The organism is Streptomyces sp. NPDC002446, assembly GCF_053595675.1.
The window spans coordinates 42225-61836 of record NZ_JBSFYC010000022.1; the positions used below are offsets into that span (position 1 = coordinate 42225).

The window sequence follows — 19612 nt, forward strand, 5'->3', positions numbered from 1 at the left end:
CGCGGCGTCAGATCACTAGGGGGTGTGATCCGGGCGCCGCGTCGGCCGGGGCCGGGCGGCTGCGGACGGTCAGCCCACCTCGACCGGCCGGCGGTCCTCGGAGTGCGCCGCGTCCGCGGCCGACGGGACCGACTCCCTGGGCGTCGGCAGTACGGCGAAGACCAGTGCGGCGATGGCGATCGTGGCCGCCCAGCCCAGGCCGTTCTCGCCGATCCAGGTGGTGGCCAGCGGGCCGGTGAACCACTGGACCTTGGTGAAGCACAGGCCCGCGGCCAGCGCGACCGACCAGGCGGTCATGGCCTGCCAGCAGAAGCCGCCGACGTACCAGTAGCGGCTGGTGCGGCCGGTGTCCATCAGGCCCTCGGGGTCATAGCGCACCGCCAGCTTGCGCCGCCGCGCCATGTCGATGCCGTAGACGCCGATCCAGGCGGAGAAGGAGACCGCGAGCAGGGTCAGGAAGGCGATGAACTGGCCGATGAAGTCCTTGGCCACCAGCATCATGAACAGGCCGCCGACCAGGCTGATGACGGCGTTGACGCTGACCGCCAGGGCGCGCGGCAGCTTGACCCCCATGGTCTGGGCGGTGAAGCCCGCGGAGTACATCGACAGGCTGTTGATCAACATCATGCCGATCAGCGCGGTGATCAGGTACGGAATCGCGATCCAGGTCGGCAGGACCTGGCCGAGGAAGGACATCGGGTCGGTGTTCTGGTTGGCCAGCGACGGGTTGCCGACGGCCATCACACCACCCATGATCACCATCGGGATCAGCACCAGGGCCGCACCGGAGATGGTGGTGCCGACGATCTTCTTGCCGGAGGCGGAGTGCGGCAGGTAGCGCGCGAAGTCCGGGCCCGTGGGGACCCAGCTGATGCCGCCGGCGGCGATGGTGCCGATGCCCGCGATCATCAGGGTGGCGCTGCCCGGCGACTTGGCGAGGATGTCGCTCCACGGCATCTTGACGATCAGATGCACCAGGACGACCACGCTGATCGCGCTGAACAGGTACGTGGAGTACTTGTTGCACACGTTCAGCGCCTTGCGGCCCAGTCCGCTCACCAGGAAGGTGCAGGCGACGAAGCCGAGCAGCGTGACGACGATCAGCACGTTGTTGGGCTTGATGCCGAAGACCAGGTTCAGCACGGTCAGGATGGCGTACGCGCCGGTGACCGCGTTGATCGTCTCCCAGCCGAAGCGGGCGACCCACAGGATGGCGCCCGGGAAGTAGTTGCCCCGCACGCCGAAGGCGGCGCGGGAGAGCATCGCGCCCGGTGCGCCGCCCCACTTACCGGAGACCGACAGCAGGCCGACCATGCCGAAGGAGACGGCGGAGGCGATGGCGGCCACCACCAGGACCTGCCAGAAGTTCAGGCCGTTGTTGATCACGAGGGAGGCGCCCATGGTGAGCAACAACACGCTGATGTTGGCGGCGACCCAGGTGGGGAAGAGCTCGCGGACGCGGCCCCGGCGCTCGTTGTCGGGAACGGGCTCGATGCCGCGGGTCTCGACTGCGCCTTCGGTTTCGGGAGCGGACGTGGTGCTGGTGCCCATAGGTGCAGGTATCTCCGTGCGGGGATCTGGGGCACCCCCGGGGAGGAGGTGCAGGCAGCGGCTGTGATGCCTGGCCAGAATTTGGTTGCCAGGACTCTACGCGCGTTGCGCGGCCGTCCACCATCGTACTTTGATCCAACTTATGCCGCTGTGCGCCGTTGGATCCCTCGACGAGGACGAGTGTCACCCACCTTCGTCGAAGGGTCCAGCCAGGCCTCTTCGATCAGGCAGGAGACGGGCCGGCCGGCCGCTGCCCGACCCGGTGGTCGGCCCGCCGCAGCAGCTCCTGCGGATCGTCGACCGGCGGGGAGATCCAGGTCTCGTTGATGGCGCGCTTGAGGTCCTTGGCGAAGCCCTCGGGGCCGGTGCGCAGCGTGCGGTCCCAGCCGGCGGTGGCCACCGCCCCCGCCTCGCCCAGATCGAGACAGGTCGCATACGGGTCGGGGGCGAAGTCCACCGGCTCCAGGCCGAGCAGCTCCGCGGCGGCGTTGTGGCCGGCCACCTTGCCGAGCGGGGTGGCGTGCTGGCAGCTCTGCGGGACGGGGTGGCCGTCCTGGTCGGCGGCCGCCGCGGTGTCCCCGGCCGCGTAGACCCCGGCGACGCCGCGCACCCGCAGCCGGCCGTCCACGGCGAGCCGTCCCAGCGCGTCCCGGGCCGCGGGGATCTGCGCGGTCAGCGCGCTCGCCCGCATCCCCGCCGTCCACACGGCCGTACGGGCCGCCACGGTGCTGCCGTCCGAGAGGGCGACCGAGCGCTCGTCCAGGCCGGTCACCGTCGTGCCCGGGCGGCGCTCGACGCCCAGCGCGTCCAGCGCCGCCGTGATCACCGGGCGGGCCGCGGCGCCCAGCCCCTCGCCGATCACCGCGGCCCGCTCGACCAGCACCACCCGCACCTCGTGCGCCGCGCCGAGCGGAGCCGCCCGGGCGCGCAGCCGGCCGACGAGCTCGGCGGCCAGCTCCAGCCCGGTGAAGCCGGCGCCGGCCACGACCGCGGTCCAGCGGCCCGGCCCGTCGGGCGCCTGGGGCAGCGCCCGCAGATGCTCCTCCAGCCGCACGGCCGCCGGGAGGGTGTCGATGTCGTGCAGCAGCGCGGCGCCGGGCAGCTGGGGCCGTACGAGCGCGCTGCCGGTGGCCAGGACGAGGCGCCGGTAGCCCACCTCGGTGCGGCTGCCGTCCGCCGAGACGGTGGTGACCCGGCGGCGGGCGGTGTCGATCGCGGTGGCGGTGGCGGCGATCCGCCGTACCCCGACGGGGCCCAGCACCCGGTCGAGCGGCACCCGCATCCGGTCCGGGGCGGCCTGGTAGAGGCGCGGCCGCAGGACCAGATCCGGGCCCGGGGTGAGCAGCGCCACGCTGTGCGCCGCGGAGCCGGCGTCGTGGGCGCGCAGCAGCCGGGTCGCCGCGGCGGCGCTCCACAGCCCGGCGAAGCCGCCGCCCACAACCAGGACATCAAACATCCGGATTCCCCTCCCGATGCTCCCCGGGCGGTCCGGGGAGTGAGTGAATCAGGATGCTACACATCCAGATTCAATCCGGATACGGGGGATCCAGATTCGGCGCGTGCGGTCCCCTTCGGCGGGGTGTGGCTGATACTGGAGGGGTTATGGAATTCGTCATCCTTGCTGTAGTCATCGCCGTGGTCGTGCTCGGCGCGATCAGCGGGCTCGTCGTCAGCGGCCGCAAGAAGAAGCAGCTGCCGCCGCCCCCGCCGGCTGCCCCCAAGCCCTCCGTCACCGCGCCCCCCGCCGAACCGCACGTCGGCGAGGAGGCCGAGACCCCCCGCGACGAAGAACGTCGCACCATCGAAGAAGTCGTCCTGCCCACCGCCGAGGCCCCCGCGGCCGAGGCACCGGCCGCCGAGCCCGAGGCGCCCGCCGCGCCCGCCATCGAGGTCCCCGAACCCACCGCGGGACGCCTGGTCCGGCTCCGCGCCCGGCTCTCCCGCTCCCAGAACACCCTGGGCAAGGGCCTGCTGACCCTGCTCTCCCGCGAACACCTCGACGAGGAGACCTGGGAGGAGATCGAGGACACCCTGCTGACCGCCGACGTCGGCGTCGCCCCCACCCAGGAGCTGGTCGACCGGCTGCGCGAGCGGGTCAAGGTCCTCGGCACCCGCACCCCCGAGGAACTGCGCACCCTGCTGCGCGAGGAGCTGCTGACCCTCATCGGCCCCGACTTCGACCGCACCGTGCACACCGCCAACGGCATCGGCAACGGCGGCGGCGAGATCCCCGGCGTCGTCCTGGTCGTCGGCGTCAACGGCACCGGCAAGACCACCACCACCGGCAAGCTCGCCCGCGTCCTGGTCGCCGACGGCAAGTCCGTCGTGCTCGGCGCCGCCGACACCTTCCGTGCCGCGGCCGCCGACCAGCTGCAGACCTGGGGCGAGCGGGTCGGCGCCCGCACGGTGCGCGGACCCGAGGGCGGCGACCCCGCCTCGATCGCCTTCGACGCCGTGAAGGAAGGCATCGCCGAGTCCGCCGATGTCGTCCTGATCGACACCGCCGGGCGGCTGCACACCAAGACCGGCCTGATGGACGAGCTCGGCAAGGTCAAGCGCGTCGTCGAGAAGCACGGCCCGGTCGGCGAGGTACTCCTCGTCCTGGACGCCACCACCGGCCAGAACGGCCTGGTGCAGGCGCGGGTCTTCGCCGAGGTCGTGGACATCACCGGTGTGGTGCTCACCAAGCTCGACGGCACCGCCAAGGGCGGCATCATCATCGCCGTCCAGCGCGAACTGGGCGTACCGGTCAAGCTCGTCGGACTGGGCGAGGGCGCGGACGACCTGGCGCCGTTCGAGCCGAAGGCGTTCGTTGACGCCCTTATCGACTGACCCCGCGCAGGGAGCGCCACGCCCCGGCTGCCTCGGCCCCCGGCCCCGCACACGGCGGGAACCGGGGGCCGATGCCTTTTCGCCGGACGGGCCCGGCATTCTTGGATCATGACGTTACGCATCGCCGCCCCGGCCCGCACCGGCACCGAACGACTCCCCGACGGACGGCAGCTGGGCTGGGCGGAATGGGGCCCGGCGGACGGCACACCGGTCCTGCTCTCCCCGGGCGCAGCCACCAGCCGACGGCTCGGCTTCGGCCCCACGGCCGTCGAGACGCTCGGAGTCCGGCTGATCAGCCTGGACCGGCCCGGCCTGGGAGTCTCCACCCCGGCACCCGCGCGCGGCTTCACCGCCTTCGCCGCGGACATACGGGAGTTCGCCGCCCGGCGCCGCCTGGGCCGGCCCGCCATGGTCGGCAACTCGCAGGGAGCGCCGTTCGCCCTCGCCTGCGCCGCGCAGGACGCGATCGGCGCGCTGGCGGTGGTCTCCGGCGCAGACGAGATCGCCGAGCCCCGGTTCGCCGAGGCGCTCCCGGCCGAGCTGCGCCGGCTCGTCGGCCTGGCGGTCACCGACCCGGCCGCCGCGGAGCGGGCCCTCGCCGGATTCACCCCGCAGGCCATGTGGGAGATGGTGCTGGCCAACAGCCCCGACTGCGACCGCGCGGTCTACGAGGAGCCCGCATTCGCCGCCGCCTACCGGGAGGCGCTGGAAGAGGCCTTCGCACCCGGGCCCGGAGGGTACGCGCGGGACACCGCGCTGGCCATGGGGCGGTGGGGCATCGACCTCTCCGCGATCACGATCCCGGTGGACCTGTGGTACGGCGCCGAGGACACCGGCCACTCACCCGACCAGGGCGCCGGGCTGGCCCGCAGGATCCCCGGAGCCGTCCGGCACCTCGTCCCGGGCATCGGCGGCGCGGTGCTGTGGACCCACGCCGAGGACGTACTCCACACGCTCCTGGAACGCGCCGGGCGCCCGCCCGGCCCGGCGGGAGCGGCGGCGCCAGGTCAGCCGCACAGCCGCGCGCACACGTAGGCCAGCGTGCCCAGAAGGAGCCGGGCCTGCGGCGGACGGCCCGCCGTGTCCAGGGCCGGCGGCCGCAGCCAGCGCATCGGGCCCCGGCCGCCGTGGTCGGACGGGGGCGCGGTGATGTGGTCGCCGGGGCCCAGCGGGCGCAGGTCGAGCGACGCGTCGTCCCAGCCCGTCCGGTAGAGCAGATCGGGGAGTGCGGCGGCCGCGCCCGGGGCCACGAAGAACAGCGCACGGCCGGTCGGGGCCGCGGCGACCGGGCCGAGCGGCAGCCCCATCCGCTCCAGGCGCGCCAGCGCGACGCGGCCCGCGGCCTCCGGTACGTCGAGGATGTCGAACGAGCGGCCCACCGGGAGGAGGACCGCGGCGCCCGGTGTCTCCGCCCACACCGCGGCGGCCTTCTCCAGAGTGGCGCCCGCGGCCAGCTCCTCTCCTAAGGCCAGCGGATGGGTGCCGGGCGCGGGGCAGTCGGCGGCTCCGCACGAACAGTCCGTACGGCCGCTGCCGGTGCGCACCGCACGGGCACCGGGGGCGACGTCCCAGCCCCACAGGCCGGTGTACTCCGCCACCGCCGTGATCTCGGTCGAGCGGACGCGGCGCCGGGAGGCGGAACGAATCTCCCGGATGCCGCCGATCGTGAAGCCCATGCCCCCTCCAACGGGTGGTGCGTGTCAGTGGTTACGAGTCGGCGGGTTGACGACGGGGCGCCGTTCACGCTCCGTCGGCGGCCCGCGGTGGCGGTAGTGCGACGTGGTGTGCCGGGTGGTGCGGCGCGCGCCGCGAGCCGTCGCGTGCTCCGTTCCGCCCGGCCGTACTCGACCTGTGTCAAGTCAATCGCGGGAGCCGGGCGGGGAGTTCATTCGAAGGGGTGGCGAATGGTGGCGTTTCCCCAATCGCCCTCGCGGGGGGCGTGATCGTAGGATTACTTTCGGTGCACGAACCCCGAAGGGGCATCGTTCGCACGGGTATGCCGGTGGCAACGCACCGGTCGAGCACAGGCCAAAAGGTGTGGCCGGAATCCGTGATCGGGTAGATGTACCCCGGACAGGCGTCGCAACAGGCGGCGGCCTGCGGGCGGTTCGCAGTGCGCACCAGGCACGCAGGCACAGAGCACACCAGGCATCGAGCACCAAGGCACCAGGCACCAGGCACCAAGGCAGCTATCGGGAGGGGCTTCCAGTGGGCGGCAACGGCGGCACGGGCGGCACCGACGCCGTCAAACAGCCCAACGCGCAGTTGGGTTCGTGGTTCATGCGCAGCGGCTGGTCCAAGGGCGAGCTGGCACGACAGGTCAACCGCCGGGCGCGCCAGATGGGCGCCCACCACATCAGCACCGACACCTCCCGGGTGCGGCGCTGGCTCGACGGCGAGCAGCCGCGCGAGCCCATCCCCCGGATCCTGTCCGAGCTGTTCTCCGAACGCTTCGGCTGCGTGGTCGGCATCGAGGAGCTGGGGCTGCGCTCCGCGCACCAGTCCCCGTCCGTCTCCGGCGTGGACCTGCCCTGGGCCGGCGCCCAAACGGTCAGCCTCATCAGCGAGTTCTCCCGCAGCGACCTGATGCTGGCGCGCCGCGGCTTCCTGGGCACGTCCCTCGCGCTCGCCGCCGGCCCCAGCCTCATCGAGCCGATGCAGCGCTGGCTGGTGCCCGTCCCCGCGGCCCAGGGCGGCACGGAGGAGCCCGACCGGGCCAGGCGGCCCGCGCGGCTGTCCAAGCCGGAGCTGGACCTGCTGGAGTCGACCACCGCGATGTTCCGCCAGTGGGACGCGCAGTGCGGCGGCGGGCTGCGGCGCAAGGCGGTCGTCGGCCAGCTTCACGAGGTCACCGACCTCCTCCAGGAGCCGCAGCCGGCGCCGGTCGCCAAGCGGCTCTTCAAGGTCGCCGCCGAGCTCGCCGAGCTGGCCGGCTGGATGAGTTACGACATCGGACTCCAGCCGACCGCACAGAAGTACTTCGTGCTGGCCCTGCACGCTTCCAAGGAGGCCGGCGACCGCCCCCTCGGCTCATACATCCTCTCCAGCATGAGCCGGCAGATGATCCACCTCGGCCGGCCGGACGACGCGCTGGAGCTGATCCACCTCGCCCAGTACGGCAGCCGGGAGACGGCCACCCCGCGCACCCAGGCGATGTTGTATGCGATGGAGGCCCGCGCCTACGCCGGCATGGGCCAGCCCAGCAAGGTCAAGCGGGCCGTGCGGATGGCCGAGGACACCTTCTCCGACGTCCTGCCCGGCGAGCCCGAGCCGGACTGGATCCGCTTCTTCTCCGAGGCCGAGCTGAACGCCGAGAACGCCCACTCCTACCGCGATCTGGCCTATGTGGCCGGCCGCAGCCCCACCTACGCCTCGCTCGCCGAGCCCGTCATGGAGCGGGCCGTCGACCTGTTCGGCAAGGACCCCGAGCACCAGCGGTCCTACGCGCTCAACCTGATCGGAATGGCCACCGTACGGCTGCTGCAGAAGGAGCCGGAGGCCTGCGCCGAGATGGCGCACAAGGCCATCCCGTTCGCCCGGCAGGTCCGCTCCGAGCGCGTCAACACCCGGCTGCGCAAGACCATCGACACCGCCGCCCGGGAGTTCGGCGGCGTCGCCGAGGTCATCCAGCTCACCGACGAGCTCGCCCGCCAGCTGCCGGAGACCGCGGAGGCCGTCGGCTGACAGCCTCCCCCCAGACCCCCGGCCACGGCCGCCGTCCCGTACAACCCGACTCGGCTCCCCCCTGCCAGGTCATGCGGACGGCGCCGTGGCCGGGTCGTTTTCTGCCGGGTGAACGGGTGAATCCCAGCTGATCACGGAGTTCATCGCGGCGTAACACAGCGGCCTCCTTCGTCACTGCGGCGAAACACCGGCAAGGTTTGGCCGAAACCACCCTGCGACAACCTCATCGCGAAGTCGGCCCACCAGAAACACGCCCGCACGGGCCGCATCGACGACGAGGAGACGCCGATGCCCCCAGGCATCCTGACGATCGCGGCAGAAAAGGTGACACTCAGCCCGGCCAACACCGGGTTCATGCTGATCTGCTCCGCACTGGTGATGATCATGACCCCCGGTCTCGCCTTCTTCTACGGGGGGATGGTCCGGGTCAAGAGCGTGCTCAACATGCTGATGATGAGCTTCATCAGCCTGGGCATCGTCACGATCCTGTGGGTCCTGTACGGCTTCGGACTCGCCTTCGGCACCGACAAGGGCGGCTTCATCGGCTGGGACAGCCACTTCGCCGGCCTGAGCGACATCGGACTGACCGAGCTGTGGGGAACCTCCACCATCCCGGTCTATGTCTTCGCCGTCTTCCAGCTGATGTTCGCGATCATCACGCCCGCACTGATCAGCGGCGCGCTCGCGGACCGGGTGAAGTTCACCGCCTGGGCGCTCTTCATCGCCCTGTGGGTCACCCTCGTCTACTTCCCCGTCGCCCACTGGGTGTGGGGCGAGGGCGGCTGGCTGTACGAGCTGGAGGTCATCGACTTCGCCGGCGGCACGGCCGTGCACATCAACGCCGGTGCCGCCGCGCTCGCCGCGCTCCTGGTCGTCGGCAAGCGCATCGGCTTCAAGAAGGACCCGATGCGGCCGCACAGCCTGCCCCTGGTGATGCTCGGTGCCGGCCTGCTGTGGTTCGGCTGGTTCGGCTTCAACGCCGGCTCCTGGCTCGGCAACGACGACGGCATCGGTGCGGTCGCCTTCGTCAACACCCAGGTCGCCACCGCCGCCGCGATGCTCGGCTGGCTGGCGTACGAGAAGCTCCGGCACGGCTCGTTCACCACGCTCGGCGCGGCCTCCGGCGCCGTCGCCGGACTCGTCGCGATCACCCCGGCGTGCGGCTCGGTCAGCCCGCTCGGTGCCATCGCCATCGGCGTGATCGCCGGTGTGCTGTGCGCCATGGCCGTCAACCTGAAGTACAAGCTCGGCTACGACGACTCCCTCGACGTGATCGGTGTCCACCTGGTCGGCGGCGTCGCCGGATCGCTCCTGATCGGCCTGTTCGCCACCGGCGGCGTGCAGAGCGAGGCCAAGGGCCTGTTCTACGGGGGCGGCTTCGAACAGCTCGGCAAGCAGGCCATCGGAGTGGTCAGCGTGCTGCTGTACTCCCTGGTCGTCAGCTACGTCCTTGCCAAGGTCATCGACCTGGTGATGGGCTTCCGGGTCGGCGAGGACGAGGAGATCGCCGGCGTCGACCAGGCCGAGCACGCCGAGACGGCGTACGACTTCGCCGGCGCGGGCGGCGGCTCCGCGCCCCGCACGGGACCCGCACTGGGCCAGGCACTGAACAAGAAGGTGGACGCGTGAAGCTCATCACGGCAGTAATCAAGCCGCACCGGCTCGACGAGGTGAAGAACGCCCTGCAGGCCTTCGGCGTGCACGGTCTGACCGTCACGGAGGCCAGCGGCTACGGCCGGCAGCACGGGCACACGGAGGTGTACCGCGGCGCCGAGTACACCGTCGACCTGGTGCCGAAGATCCGCATCGAGGTGCTGGTCGAGGACGCGGACGCCGAGGAGCTGGTGGACATCGTCGTCAAGGCGGCCCGCACCGGCAAGATCGGCGACGGCAAGGTGTGGAGCGTCCCGGTGGACGACGCGGTCCGGGTGCGCACCGGTGAACGAGGGCCGGACGCGCTGTAACGGGCCCACGGTCCGGCACCGGCCCCGCGGCGGCGACCGCCGCCGGAGGCCGGAGCCGGACCCCGCGCGGCGGATGGCCTCGACGCCGGGCATCGGACCAGACTGGCCGTGCGAGAAACCCCCTCCCCGAGAAGTAACAGAATACTTGGAACTGACTACTCTCCGTAATCGTTGCCTGAATAATGAAGGAGGCGGCACGAGGCAGGGGGAGGCGGCACGAGGCAGGGAGAGGCGGCACGAGGCAGGGGGAGGCGGCACGAGGCAGGGAGAGGCGGCACGAGGCAGGGGGAGGCGGCACGACGGGGAGGCGCCGCGCCGGACGGATCCAGGGGCGCCACTGACCGCGGGGGACAACACGACCAAGGAGCGCGGGAGTTGACGGAGAGCGTCGAGAAGACGGCAGGACCGGCCGAGGCGCGCCGGGGGACCGGGCCCACCGCCGAAGGCGGCTACCCCGCGGCCAGACTGCGGCTCCTCCAGGACAAGGAGCCCACCGGCCCCGAGCGCCGCGCCGCCCTCGCCCGGCTGACCGACGACTGGCTGGCCGGCCTGCTGACCCGGCACGCCGGAGCCCCCGGCCTGTCCGGTACCGCCCTGGTCGCCGTCGGCGGCTACGGGCGCGGCGAGCTCTCCCCGCGCAGCGACCTGGACCTGCTTCTGCTGCACGACGGACGCGCCGACCCCGCCGCCCTCGCCGCGCTCGCCGACCACCTCTGGTACCCCGTCTGGGACCTCGGCCTCGCCCTCGACCACTCCGTACGCACCCCCGCCGAGGCCCGCAAGGCCGCCCGCGAGGACCTCAAGGTGCAGCTGGGCCTGCTCGACGCCCGCCATCTGGCCGGCGACCCGGAACTGAGCGCCGCCCTGCGCACCGCGGCGTACGCCGACTGGCGCGAGAGCGCCCCCAAGCGGTTGCCGGAGCTGCACGCCCTGTGCCAGGAGCGCGCCGAGCGGCAGGGCGAACTGCAGTACCTCCTCGAACCCGACCTCAAGGAGGCCCGGGGCGGGCTGCGGGACGCCACCGCGCTGCGTGCGGTCGCCGCCTCCTGGCTCGCCGACGCCCCGCGCGGCGGCCTGGAAGCCGCCCGCACCCGCCTGCTCGACACCCGCGACGCGCTGCACCTGATCACCGGCCGGGCCACCGACCGGCTCTCCCTCCAGGAGCACGACCAGGTCGCCGAGGCCCTCGGCATGCTGGACGCGGACGCCCTGCTGCGGCAGACCTACGAATCCGCCCGGACCATCTCCTACGCCGCCGACGTCACCTGGCGCGAGGTCGGCCGGGTGCTGCGCGCCCGTTCCGTCAAACCTGTGCTGCGCGGCCTGCTGACCGGCCGGACCGCGGGCAAGGGAGAGCGCTCGCCGCTCGCCGAGGGCGTGGTCGAGCTGGACGGCGAGGCGGTGCTGGCCCGCACCGCGCGCCCCGAGCGCGACCCGGTGCTGGTGCTGCGCGCCGCGGCCGCGGCCGCCCAGGCCGGGCTGCCGCTGGCCACCCACGCCATCCGCCGCTGCGCCACGGCGACCGCCGCCCGCCCGCTGCCCGTACCGTGGCCCGCCGAGGCCCGCGAGCAGCTGGTCACCCTCCTGGGCGCCGGCCCGTACACCGTGCCCGTATGGGAGGCACTGGAGGCCGAGGGCATCGTCACCCGGCTGCTGCCGGACTGGGAGCGGGTCCGCTGCCGCCCGCAGCGCAACCCCGTCCACACCTGGACCGTGGACCGCCATCTGGTCGAGACCGCCGTACGGGCCTCCGCGCTGACCCGCCGGGTGCACCGGCCCGACCTGCTGCTGATCGCCGCGCTGCTGCACGACATCGGCAAGGGCTGGCCCGGCGACCACTCGGTGGCCGGTGAGACCATCGCCCGCGACGTGGCCGCCCGGCTCGGCTTCGGCGCGCGCGACACCGCGGTGATCGCCACCCTCGTCCGGCACCATCTGCTGCTCGTCGAGACCGCCACCCGGCGCGATCTGGACGACCCGGAGACCGTCGGCGCGGTCGCCGACGCGGTCGGCAGCACCGGGACCCTGGAGCTGCTGCACGCCCTGACCGAGGCCGACGCGCTGGCCACCGGGCCCGCAGCCTGGAGCGCCTGGCGCGCCGGACTCGTCGCCGACCTGGTCAAACGGGTCGCGGCGCGGCTCGCGGGGGAACCCGAGCCGGAGGTACGCGCGGACGGGCCGACCGCGGAGCAGGAGCGGCTGGCGATCGAGGCCGGACGCTCCGGCGGCCCCGTCCTGGCCCTGCACACCCGCGCCGAGGCGCCCGCCGCGGCCCCGGACGGGCCGCCCGACCAGCAGCCGGTCGGCGTCGAGCTGCTGATGGCCGTCCCCGACCAGCCGGGCGTACTGCCCGCCGCGGCCGGCGTACTGGCCCTGCACCGGCTCACCGTGCGCGCCGCCGACCTGCTCTTCCTCGACCCCATCGGCCAGGGCCCGGTCCTGCTGCTGAGCTGGCGGGTGGCCGCCGAATTCGGGTCGCTGCCGGAGGCCGACCGGCTCCGCGCCGACCTGGCCCGCGCCCTGGAGGGCTCACTCGACATCCCCGCGCGCCTCGCCGAGCGGGAACGCGCCTACGCCCGCCGCTCCCGCCCCGTGCCCGCCCCGCCGCCCCGGGTCGCCGTCGCCACCGGCAGCTCCCGTACCGCCACCGTCATCGAGGTCCGCGCCCAGGACGCACACGGCCTGCTGCACCGCATCGGCCGCGCCCTGGAGACCGCCGGCGTCGCGGTCCGCAGCGCGCACATCAGCACGCTGGGGGCGAACGCGGTGGACGCGTTCTATGTCACGGGGACGGACGGGGCGCCGCTGACGGACGGCGCGGCCCAGAAGGTCGCCTCGGCCGTGGAGGCCGCGCTCCAGTAGCCGTACGGGCACGGGGACAGCCGTACGGGCACGGGGAGGGCCGCGGCACCGCCCGTGCCCGTGCGGGAACAGGCCAGGACCGGTTCGCTTGCCAGGCCGGATACCCTAGAACCCGACTGGACCCCGCCCCCGACCCCGAGGATCGACGACCGCCGTGTTCGATACGCTTTCCGACCGCTTGGCGAGTACTTTCAAAAACCTCCGGGGCAAGGGCCGCCTGAGCGAGGCGGACATCGACGCCACGGCGCGCGAGATCCGCATCGCGCTGCTCGAGGCCGATGTCGCCCTCCCCGTCGTCCGGGCCTTCATCAAGCAGGTCAAGGAGCGCGCGACCGGCGTCGAGGTCTCCCAGGCGCTGAACCCCGCCCAGCAGGTCATCAAGATCGTCAACGAGGAGCTCATCGGCATCCTCGGCGGCGAGACCCGCCGGCTGCGCTTCGCCAAGCAGCCGCCGACCGTGATCATGCTGGCGGGTCTCCAGGGTGCTGGTAAGACCACCCTGGCCGGAAAGCTCGGCCGCTGGCTCAAGGCGCAGGGCCACGCCCCGCTGCTGGTCGCCTGCGACCTCCAGCGCCCCAACGCCGTCAACCAGCTCCAGGTCGTCTCCGAGCGCGCGGGCGTCGCCTTCTACGGTCCCCAGCCGGGCAACGGCGTCGGCGACCCGGTCCAGGTGGCCAAGGACTCGATCGAGCACGCGCGGACCAAGCAGTACGACGTCGTCATCGTCGACACCGCCGGCCGCCTCGGCATCGACGCCGAGATGATGCAGCAGGCCGCGGACATCCGTGACGCGGTCAGCCCCGACGAGGTCCTCTTCGTCGTCGACGCGATGATCGGTCAGGACGCGGTCAACACCGCCGAGGCCTTCCGCGACGGCGTCGGCTTCGACGGAGTCGTGCTGTCCAAGCTGGACGGCGACGCCCGGGGCGGTGCCGCGCTCTCCATCGCGCACGTCACCGGCAAGCAGATCATGTTCGCCTCCAACGGCGAGAAGCTGGACGACTTCGACGCGTTCCACCCGGACCGCATGGCGTCCCGCATCCTCGGCATGGGCGACATGCTCAGCCTGATCGAGAAGGCCGAGCAGACCTTCAGCCAGGCCGAGGCCGAGAAGATGGCGGCCAAGCTGGCGAAGGGCCCCAAGGAGTTCACCCTCGACGACTTCCTGGCCCAGATGGAGCAGGTCCGCAAGATGGGCTCCATCTCCAAGCTGCTCGGCATGCTGCCCGGCATGGGCCAGATGAAGGACCAGATCAACAACCTCGACGAGCGCGAGGTCGACCGCACCGCCGCCATCATCAAGTCGATGACCCCGGCCGAGCGCCAGGAACCGACGATCATCAACGGCTCGCGCCGGGCACGTATCGCCAAGGGTTCCGGCGTCGACGTCAGCACGGTCAAGAACCTCGTCGAGCGGTTCTTCGACGCGCGCAAGATGATGTCGAAGATGGCCCAGGGCGGCGGCATGCCGGGGATGCCGGGGATGCCGGGCATGGGCGGTGGCGCCGCCCGGAAGAAGAAGCAGGTCAAGCAGGCCAAGGGCAAGCGCAAGAGCGGCAACCCGATGAAGCGCAAGGCCGAGGAGCAGGCCGCGGCCGCCCGCCGCGAGGCCGCCCAGTCCGACAACCCCCTGGGCCTGCCGCAGGACGGCCAGAGCCCGCAGAACTTCGAACTCCCCGAGGAATTCAAGAAGTTCATGGGCTGAGCCGGACCGGCACAGCCGACTCACGAGCCCCTGGCCACGGACACGGCCGGGGGCTCGCGCGCGCACCGGCCCGGGGCGGCCGCCGCCCCGCCGCTACCGGGTCCGTGCGATCAGGTACCGGAACACGTTCGCCATCCAGACCGTGCCGTCCTCCCGCTGGTACGGATGCAGCGCCTCCGCCAGTTCCTTCTCCACCTGGCGCTGCTCGGCCACCTCCAGCGCCGCGTCGAACAGCCCCGTGGACAGCAGCCCGCGGACCGCGCTGGCCATGTCCGCGTAGCCGAACGGGCAGGTCACCCGCCCCGAACCGTCCGGCCGCAGCCCGGCCCGGTCCGCCAGCTCCTCCAGGTCGTCGCGTCCGCTGGGCCGCCAGCCGCCCGCCGTACGCAGCGGATCCGCCAGCCGCTGCGCCACCCGCAGCACCCCGGCCGTGGCGCAGCGCTCCACCGGGCCCCAGCCGCCCAGCACCACCGCGCTGCCGCGCTCCGCCAGCCCGGCCGCCGCGCTCAGCGACGCCGTCAGCCCTTCGACGCTGCTCCCACAGCCCACCGGATGGAAGGCCGTGACCACGTTGAACGCGCCGCCGCCGCACGCCGCGGCCTCCAGCCCGCCGCTGACCACACGGGTGTGCTCCGGCATCCCGTCCGGCGTGAGCCGCTCGCGGGCCAGCTCCAGCCGGGACTCGTCCGCGTCCACACCGCAGACCTGCGCCCCGCGCCCGGCCGCGAGCAGCAGCGCCAGCCCGGAGCCGCAGCCGAGCCCGAGCAGCCGGGTGCCGGGGCCGACCCCCAGCCGGTCGTACGCGGCCTCGTACAGCGGCACCAGCATTCTTTCCTGGATCTCGGCCCAGTCGCGGGTGCGCGAGTGCGAGGCGGCCGGCGTGGGCGGCCCGTCGCAGTCCATGGCCGCGGAGTTCGGAAGCTGGTGCCGCACGAGCGTGGGTGACATCGATAGCGCCCCTATTCGCCGAGAACCCGAAGCTGTTCCGTACCGATCGCCCCCGTGTTCGCGCGTTGTGCGCCCCCGCAATCCAGACAACTGCGCATCCGTCCGGGCGTCCAGGGGATGCGCCGGGGTTGTCTCCCGCGCGCCCCCGTATGCGCCGGGCCCGCTCCCCGGAGCGCCGTTCCAGAGTGCCCCGGCGGGGGCGCATCCGCCACGGCAGCACCCGCCACCCGGACGCTCCGCGCGCCCCCCAACTCCCCTTAGCCGGTCCCGTCCGACGGCCCTACGGTGGGATGCGGCCCGGCGCCGGCGGGCACAGCTCGCCCCCGTACCATCGCCGCGGTGATCGCCGCCGTGGCATACGGCCCGCTACGCCATGCGGCGTACGTGGCGGTACGTACCGGCTTGCGGGCCGGTGGGCGCCTTCTCTGCAGATCGACGCACTGCGCCCTCCACACGGCCCATGACCAGAAACTGACTGGTACGTGCAAATTATTTGGGATGGCCCGGAATCGGAACACTGGGCGACCTCGGCTCGTTGTCACGACGTGAGCACGACACCGCCTGTTCTCGCCGCCGAGCTGGCGCTCGCGTGGGCCGATATTCAACGGCACCACCCCGAGCTGCCGGACCTGGCCGCGCCCGAGTCCCTGATCGGAGAGTCCTCGTCCGCCTGTGGCGCCGAGCTCTCCTTCGAACGGCTGCTCCATGAGGCAGTCCACGGCATCGCCGCAGCCCGCGGCGTCCGCGACACCTCCCGGGCAGGCCGCTACCACAACCGCCGGTTCCTGGCGATCGCCGAGGAGCTGGGCCTGGACCATGCCGACGAGCCGCATCCCAGCAGCGGCTTCTCGCTGGTCACGCTCAACCCCGAAGCCAGGAGGCGCTACCGCCCCACCATCGAACGACTCGCCAGAGCCCTCAAGGCCCACTCGGCCGCGACCGCGACGGACACCGCCCGCAGCTTCCGCGGTCCGGCCGCCCGGCACGGCTCCTCCGGAGGCGGCGTGCGCGTCAAGGCCGTCTGCGACTGCGGGCGCAATGTCCGCGTCGTGCCGTCCGTGCTCGCCCAGGCGCCGATCGTCTGCGGCGGCTGCGGCAAGCCCTTCCGGATCCCCGAGGTGGCCGCGGTCGGCTGACCCGAAGGCGTGTGGCACAATGGCTAGCTGTACTCGACAGTCGCACAGGACCCCTCTCTCCTCCGGCTGACGCGTCCATCGGGCACCCGAGTACCGCAACCCCACGTGGCATCTCGTTGTGCCCCACCACGTCAAGACCAGGAGACACCACTCCCGTGGCAGTCAAGATCAAGCTGAAGCGTCTGGGCAAGATCCGTTCGCCTCACTACCGCATCGTCGTCGCCGACTCCCGCACCCGCCGTGACGGCCGGGCCATCGAGGAGATCGGTCTGTACCACCCGGTGCAGAACCCCTCGCGCATCGAGGTCGACTCGGAGCGTGCGCAGTACTGGCTGGGCGTCGGCGCGCAGCCGACCGAGCCCGTTCTGGCCATCCTCAAGGTCACCGGCGACTGGCAGAAGTTCAAGGGCCTGCCCGCCCCGGCGCCGATGAAGGTCGCCGAGCCGAAGGCCGACAAGCGCGCCCTCTTCGAGGCCGCCGCCAAGGCTTCCGGCGACGAGCCGAAGGGTGAGGCCATCACCCCGAAGGCGAAGAAGGCTGACAAGAAGGCGGACGAGGCTGCGGCCGAGTCCACCTCCGAGTCGACCGAGGCCTGAGCATGCTCGAGGAAGCCCTCGAGCACCTCGTCAAGGGCATCGTCGACAACCCCGACGACGTGCAGGTGGCTTCGCGCACCCTGCGTCGCGGGCGCGTGCTCGAGGTCCGGGTGCACCCCGACGACCTCGGCAAGGTGATCGGCCGCAACGGCCGTACCGCCCGCGCGCTGCGGACCGTCGTGGGCGCCATCGGCGGCCGGGGCATCCGCGTCGACCTCGTCGACGTGGACCAGGTCCGCTGACAAGTTGAACACCGGCTCGGGCCGGGGAGGGCCTTAGGGCCGTCCCCGGCCCGTACCCGTTTGCGGCGGTCTCCCCCGGGCCGCGACCATCAATTGAGGAACCACGACGGCTGAACGACCACCTTCGCGAAAGCGGTGGGGGACTGGCCGCAAGGAGCAGTAGTGCAGCTGGTAGTTGCCCGCATCGGCCGGGCCCACGGCATCAAGGGCGAGGTCACCGTAGAGGTACGCACCGACGAGCCCGAGCTGCGGCTCGCCCCGGGCGCCGTCCTCGCCACCGATCCGTCCTCCGCCGGGCCGCTGACCATCGCGACCGGCCGGGTGCACAGCGGCCGGCTGCTGCTGCGCTTCGAGGGCGTCGCGGACCGTACGGCCGCCGAGGCGCTCCGCAACACCCTGCTGATCGCGGACGTCGACCCCGAAGAGGTCCCCGAGGACCCCGAGGAGTTCTACGACCACCAGCTGGTCGACCTCGATGTCGTCACCCGCGACGGCACGGTCGTGGGCCGGATCTCGGAGATCTCCCATCTGCCCTACCAGGACCTGCTGGTCGTCGCGCGCCCTGATGGAGGCGAGGTCCTGATCCCGTTCGTCTCCGAGATCGTCCCGGAGATCGACCTGGAGGAGCAGCGCGCGGTGATCGACCCGCCGCCCGGCCTGCTCGACGAGAGCCAGGCCGAGATCGCCGCCAGCCGTGAGGACAGCTGATGCGGCTCGACGTCGTCACGATCTTCCCCGAGTACCTCGAGCCGCTGAACGTCTCCCTCGTCGGCAAGGCCCGGGCCCGCGGCCAGCTGGACGTGCGCATCCACGACCTGCGGCAGTGGACCCACGACAGGCACAACACCGTCGACGACACCCCCTACGGCGGCGGGCCCGGCATGGTCATGAAGCCCGAGCCGTGGGGCGAGGCGCTCGATGCGATACTCGCCTCCGGCGAGGGCGAGCCCGTCATCGTCGTACCGACCCCGAGCGGTGAGCCCTTCACCCAGCAGCTCGCCGTCGAACTCTCCGCCAAGCCCTGGCTGGTCTTCACCCCGGCCCGCTACGAGGGCATCGACCGCCGCGTCATCGAGGAGTACGGAGACCGCCTCGACGTCCGCGAGGTCTCCATCGGCGACTACGTGCTGGCCGGCGGCGAGGCCCCGGTGCTGGTCATGGTCGAGGCGGTGGCCCGGCTGCTGCCCGGCGTCCTCGGCAACGCCGCCTCCCACCAGGACGACTCCTTCGCCCCCGGCGCGATGGCCGACCTCCTGGAGGGGCCCGTCTACACCAAGCCTCCCGAGTGGCGCGGCCGCGCCATCCCCGAGGTGCTGGTCAGCGGCCACCACGGCAAGATCGCCCGCTGGCGCCGGGACGAGGCCTTCCGCCGCACCGACCGCAACCGCCCCGATCTGATCGAGCGCGCCGACCCCGCCGCGTTCGACAAACACGACCGCGCGATCCTCGCGGCTCTCGGCTGGTCACAGGGCGAGGACGGCCGATTTGGGCGTACGAGCGAGGCCGTGGAAGAATAGGCCGCTGCCGTGTGCGTCCGGCGCGCGCCCCTGCCACAGGGGGAACGACGCCCGCCCGACGGAACGGCATCCGAAACATCCTTTCCGATATCCCGTTGATGACCTGTGGCATCAACGAAGAAAGCAGTGGGTCATGCACCTTCTCGACTCCGTCGACGCCTCGTCGCTGCGCAGCGACATCCCGGCCTTCCGCCCGGGTGACACCATCAACGTCCACGTCCGCGTCATCGAGGGCAACCGCTCCCGTGTGCAGCAGTTCAAGGGCGTCGTCATCCGCCGTCAGGGCTCCGGCGTGCGCGAGACCTTCACGGTCCGCAAGGTCAGCTTCTCCGTCGGCGTCGAGCGCACCTTCCCGGTGCACACCCCGATCGTCGAGAAGATCGAGGTCGTGACCCGCGGTGACGTCCGTCGCGCCAAGCTGTACTACCTGCGCGAGCTGCGCGGCAAGGCCGCCAAGATCAAGGAGAAGCGCGAGAGCTGAGCCGCGCCGCCCGGCACGCGATTTTTTGCGCCCGGGCAACGCAAAGCGCCTCTCGCGTCCGGTGTCCGGACGCGGCCGGATAGGCTCGGGCCCC

17 protein-coding genes are annotated in these 19612 nt (G+C 72.4%); 13 read left to right on the forward strand and 4 right to left on the reverse strand.

The genetic code is table 11. The annotated features are described in order from the left end of the window. Nucleotides 1-69: 69 nt before the first annotated feature. Entirely contained in the window at nt 70-1551 is a 1482-nt protein-coding gene (locus tag ACWD6P_RS15180) for a purine-cytosine permease family protein (protein ID WP_451444532.1), read from the reverse strand. A 223-nt stretch (nt 1552-1774) separates the two neighbouring features. After that, nucleotides 1775-3007: an NAD(P)/FAD-dependent oxidoreductase gene (locus ACWD6P_RS15185; RefSeq protein ID WP_451444533.1), complete on the reverse strand. Its 1233-nt coding sequence runs from the start codon at nt 3005-3007 to the stop codon at nt 1775-1777. Between the two features lie 146 nt (nt 3008-3153). On the opposite strand from ACWD6P_RS15185, the gene ftsY reads away from it, so the two are divergent. Both ftsY and ACWD6P_RS15195 read left to right on the forward strand, forming a co-directional pair. Further along, a complete protein-coding gene (gene ftsY, locus ACWD6P_RS15190) occupies nt 3154-4383 on the forward strand; it encodes a signal recognition particle-docking protein FtsY (protein WP_451444534.1) in 1230 nt (409 codons plus the stop codon). Nucleotides 4384-4491: 108 nt separating this feature from the next. After that, nucleotides 4492-5418 carry an alpha/beta fold hydrolase gene (locus tag ACWD6P_RS15195; RefSeq protein WP_451444535.1) on the forward strand — a complete coding sequence of 309 codons (927 nt, stop codon included), beginning with the start codon at nt 4492-4494 and terminating at the stop codon, nt 5416-5418. On the opposite strand, the gene ACWD6P_RS15200 is transcribed toward ACWD6P_RS15195, so the two are convergent. Continuing rightward, nucleotides 5391-6059, reverse strand: coding sequence for a bifunctional DNA primase/polymerase (locus ACWD6P_RS15200; protein WP_451444536.1), 669 nt, complete (start codon nt 6057-6059; stop codon nt 5391-5393). The two genes, ACWD6P_RS15195 and ACWD6P_RS15200, sit on opposite strands and share 28 nt — an antisense overlap. A gap of 532 nt (nt 6060-6591) precedes the next feature. On the opposite strand from ACWD6P_RS15200, the gene nsdA reads away from it, so the two are divergent. The 5 genes from nsdA (at nt 6592) to ffh (ending at nt 14598) form a co-directional block, all read left to right on the forward strand. After that, nucleotides 6592-8067 carry a transcriptional repressor NsdA gene (gene nsdA, locus ACWD6P_RS15205; protein WP_451444537.1) on the forward strand — a complete coding sequence of 492 codons (1476 nt, stop codon included), beginning with the start codon at nt 6592-6594 and terminating at the stop codon, nt 8065-8067. A 288-nt stretch (nt 8068-8355) separates the two neighbouring features. Continuing rightward, complete coding sequence (locus ACWD6P_RS15210; protein WP_451444538.1) at nt 8356-9696, forward strand: ammonium transporter; 1341 nt, start codon at nt 8356-8358, stop codon at nt 9694-9696. Beyond that, nucleotides 9693-10031, forward strand: coding sequence for a P-II family nitrogen regulator (locus tag ACWD6P_RS15215; RefSeq protein WP_451444539.1), 339 nt, complete (start codon nt 9693-9695; stop codon nt 10029-10031). Before ACWD6P_RS15210 ends, ACWD6P_RS15215 begins: the two co-directional genes overlap by 4 nt. 465 nt (nt 10032-10496) lie before the next feature. Further along, nucleotides 10497-12893, forward strand: a complete 2397-nt coding sequence (locus tag ACWD6P_RS15220; RefSeq protein WP_451444580.1) for a [protein-PII] uridylyltransferase — start codon at nt 10497-10499, stop codon at nt 12891-12893. Nucleotides 12894-13047: 154 nt separating this feature from the next. Then, nucleotides 13048-14598 carry a signal recognition particle protein gene (gene ffh / locus ACWD6P_RS15225; protein ID WP_451444540.1) on the forward strand — a complete coding sequence of 517 codons (1551 nt, stop codon included), beginning with the start codon at nt 13048-13050 and terminating at the stop codon, nt 14596-14598. A 93-nt stretch (nt 14599-14691) separates the two neighbouring features. Here ffh and ACWD6P_RS15230 read toward each other — a convergent pair whose 3' ends face one another. Then, the gene (locus ACWD6P_RS15230) at nt 14692-15546 is read right to left on the reverse strand and encodes a methyltransferase domain-containing protein (protein WP_451444541.1); all 855 of its coding nucleotides are present in this window, start codon (nt 15544-15546) and stop codon (nt 14692-14694) included. Between the two features lie 545 nt (nt 15547-16091). Here ACWD6P_RS15230 and ACWD6P_RS15235 point away from each other — a divergent pair. The 6 genes from ACWD6P_RS15235 to rplS all read left to right on the forward strand — a co-directional run bounded on the left by ACWD6P_RS15235 (nt 16092) and on the right by rplS (nt 19518). Next, complete coding sequence (locus ACWD6P_RS15235) at nt 16092-16682, forward strand: hypothetical protein (RefSeq protein WP_451444542.1); 591 nt, start codon at nt 16092-16094, stop codon at nt 16680-16682. Between the two features lie 155 nt (nt 16683-16837). Then, nucleotides 16838-17278, forward strand: a complete 441-nt coding sequence (gene rpsP, locus ACWD6P_RS15240) for a 30S ribosomal protein S16 (RefSeq protein ID WP_451444543.1) — start codon at nt 16838-16840, stop codon at nt 17276-17278. A gap of 2 nt (nt 17279-17280) precedes the next feature. Beyond that, nucleotides 17281-17520 carry an RNA-binding protein gene (locus ACWD6P_RS15245; protein WP_003980229.1) on the forward strand — a complete coding sequence of 80 codons (240 nt, stop codon included), beginning with the start codon at nt 17281-17283 and terminating at the stop codon, nt 17518-17520. Nucleotides 17521-17682: 162 nt separating this feature from the next. Continuing rightward, nucleotides 17683-18228 carry a ribosome maturation factor RimM gene (rimM, locus tag ACWD6P_RS15250; protein WP_451444544.1) on the forward strand — a complete coding sequence of 182 codons (546 nt, stop codon included), beginning with the start codon at nt 17683-17685 and terminating at the stop codon, nt 18226-18228. Further along, a complete protein-coding gene (gene trmD / locus ACWD6P_RS15255) occupies nt 18228-19037 on the forward strand; it encodes a tRNA (guanosine(37)-N1)-methyltransferase TrmD (RefSeq protein ID WP_451444545.1) in 810 nt (269 codons plus the stop codon). Before rimM ends, trmD begins: the two co-directional genes overlap by 1 nt. Nucleotides 19038-19170: 133 nt before the next feature. Beyond that, nucleotides 19171-19518, forward strand: coding sequence for a 50S ribosomal protein L19 (gene rplS, locus ACWD6P_RS15260; RefSeq protein WP_451444546.1), 348 nt, complete (start codon nt 19171-19173; stop codon nt 19516-19518). Nucleotides 19519-19612: the final 94 nt, after the last annotated feature.

Excerpts from the sequence above, each read along its gene's own strand:
- ACWD6P_RS15210 (WP_451444538.1), top strand. The coding sequence starts at position 8,356 with ATGCCCCCAGGCATCCTGACGATCGCGGCAGAAAAGGTGACACTCAGC.
- ACWD6P_RS15200 (WP_451444536.1), bottom strand. The coding sequence starts at position 6,059 with ATGGGCTTCACGATCGGCGGCATCCGGGAGATTCGTTCCGCCTCCCGG.
- ACWD6P_RS15230 (WP_451444541.1), bottom strand. The coding sequence starts at position 15,546 with ATGTCACCCACGCTCGTGCGGCACCAGCTTCCGAACTCCGCGGCCATG.
- ACWD6P_RS15195 (WP_451444535.1), top strand. The coding sequence starts at position 4,492 with ATGACGTTACGCATCGCCGCCCCGGCCCGCACCGGCACCGAACGACTC.
- rplS (WP_451444546.1), top strand. The coding sequence starts at position 19,171 with ATGCACCTTCTCGACTCCGTCGACGCCTCGTCGCTGCGCAGCGACATC.
- ACWD6P_RS15185 (WP_451444533.1), bottom strand. The coding sequence starts at position 3,007 with ATGTTTGATGTCCTGGTTGTGGGCGGCGGCTTCGCCGGGCTGTGGAGC.
- ftsY (WP_451444534.1), top strand. The coding sequence starts at position 3,154 with ATGGAATTCGTCATCCTTGCTGTAGTCATCGCCGTGGTCGTGCTCGGC.
- ACWD6P_RS15180 (WP_451444532.1), bottom strand. The coding sequence starts at position 1,551 with ATGGGCACCAGCACCACGTCCGCTCCCGAAACCGAAGGCGCAGTCGAG.
- trmD (WP_451444545.1), top strand. The coding sequence starts at position 18,228 with ATGCGGCTCGACGTCGTCACGATCTTCCCCGAGTACCTCGAGCCGCTG.
- ACWD6P_RS15245 (WP_003980229.1), top strand. The coding sequence starts at position 17,281 with ATGCTCGAGGAAGCCCTCGAGCACCTCGTCAAGGGCATCGTCGACAAC.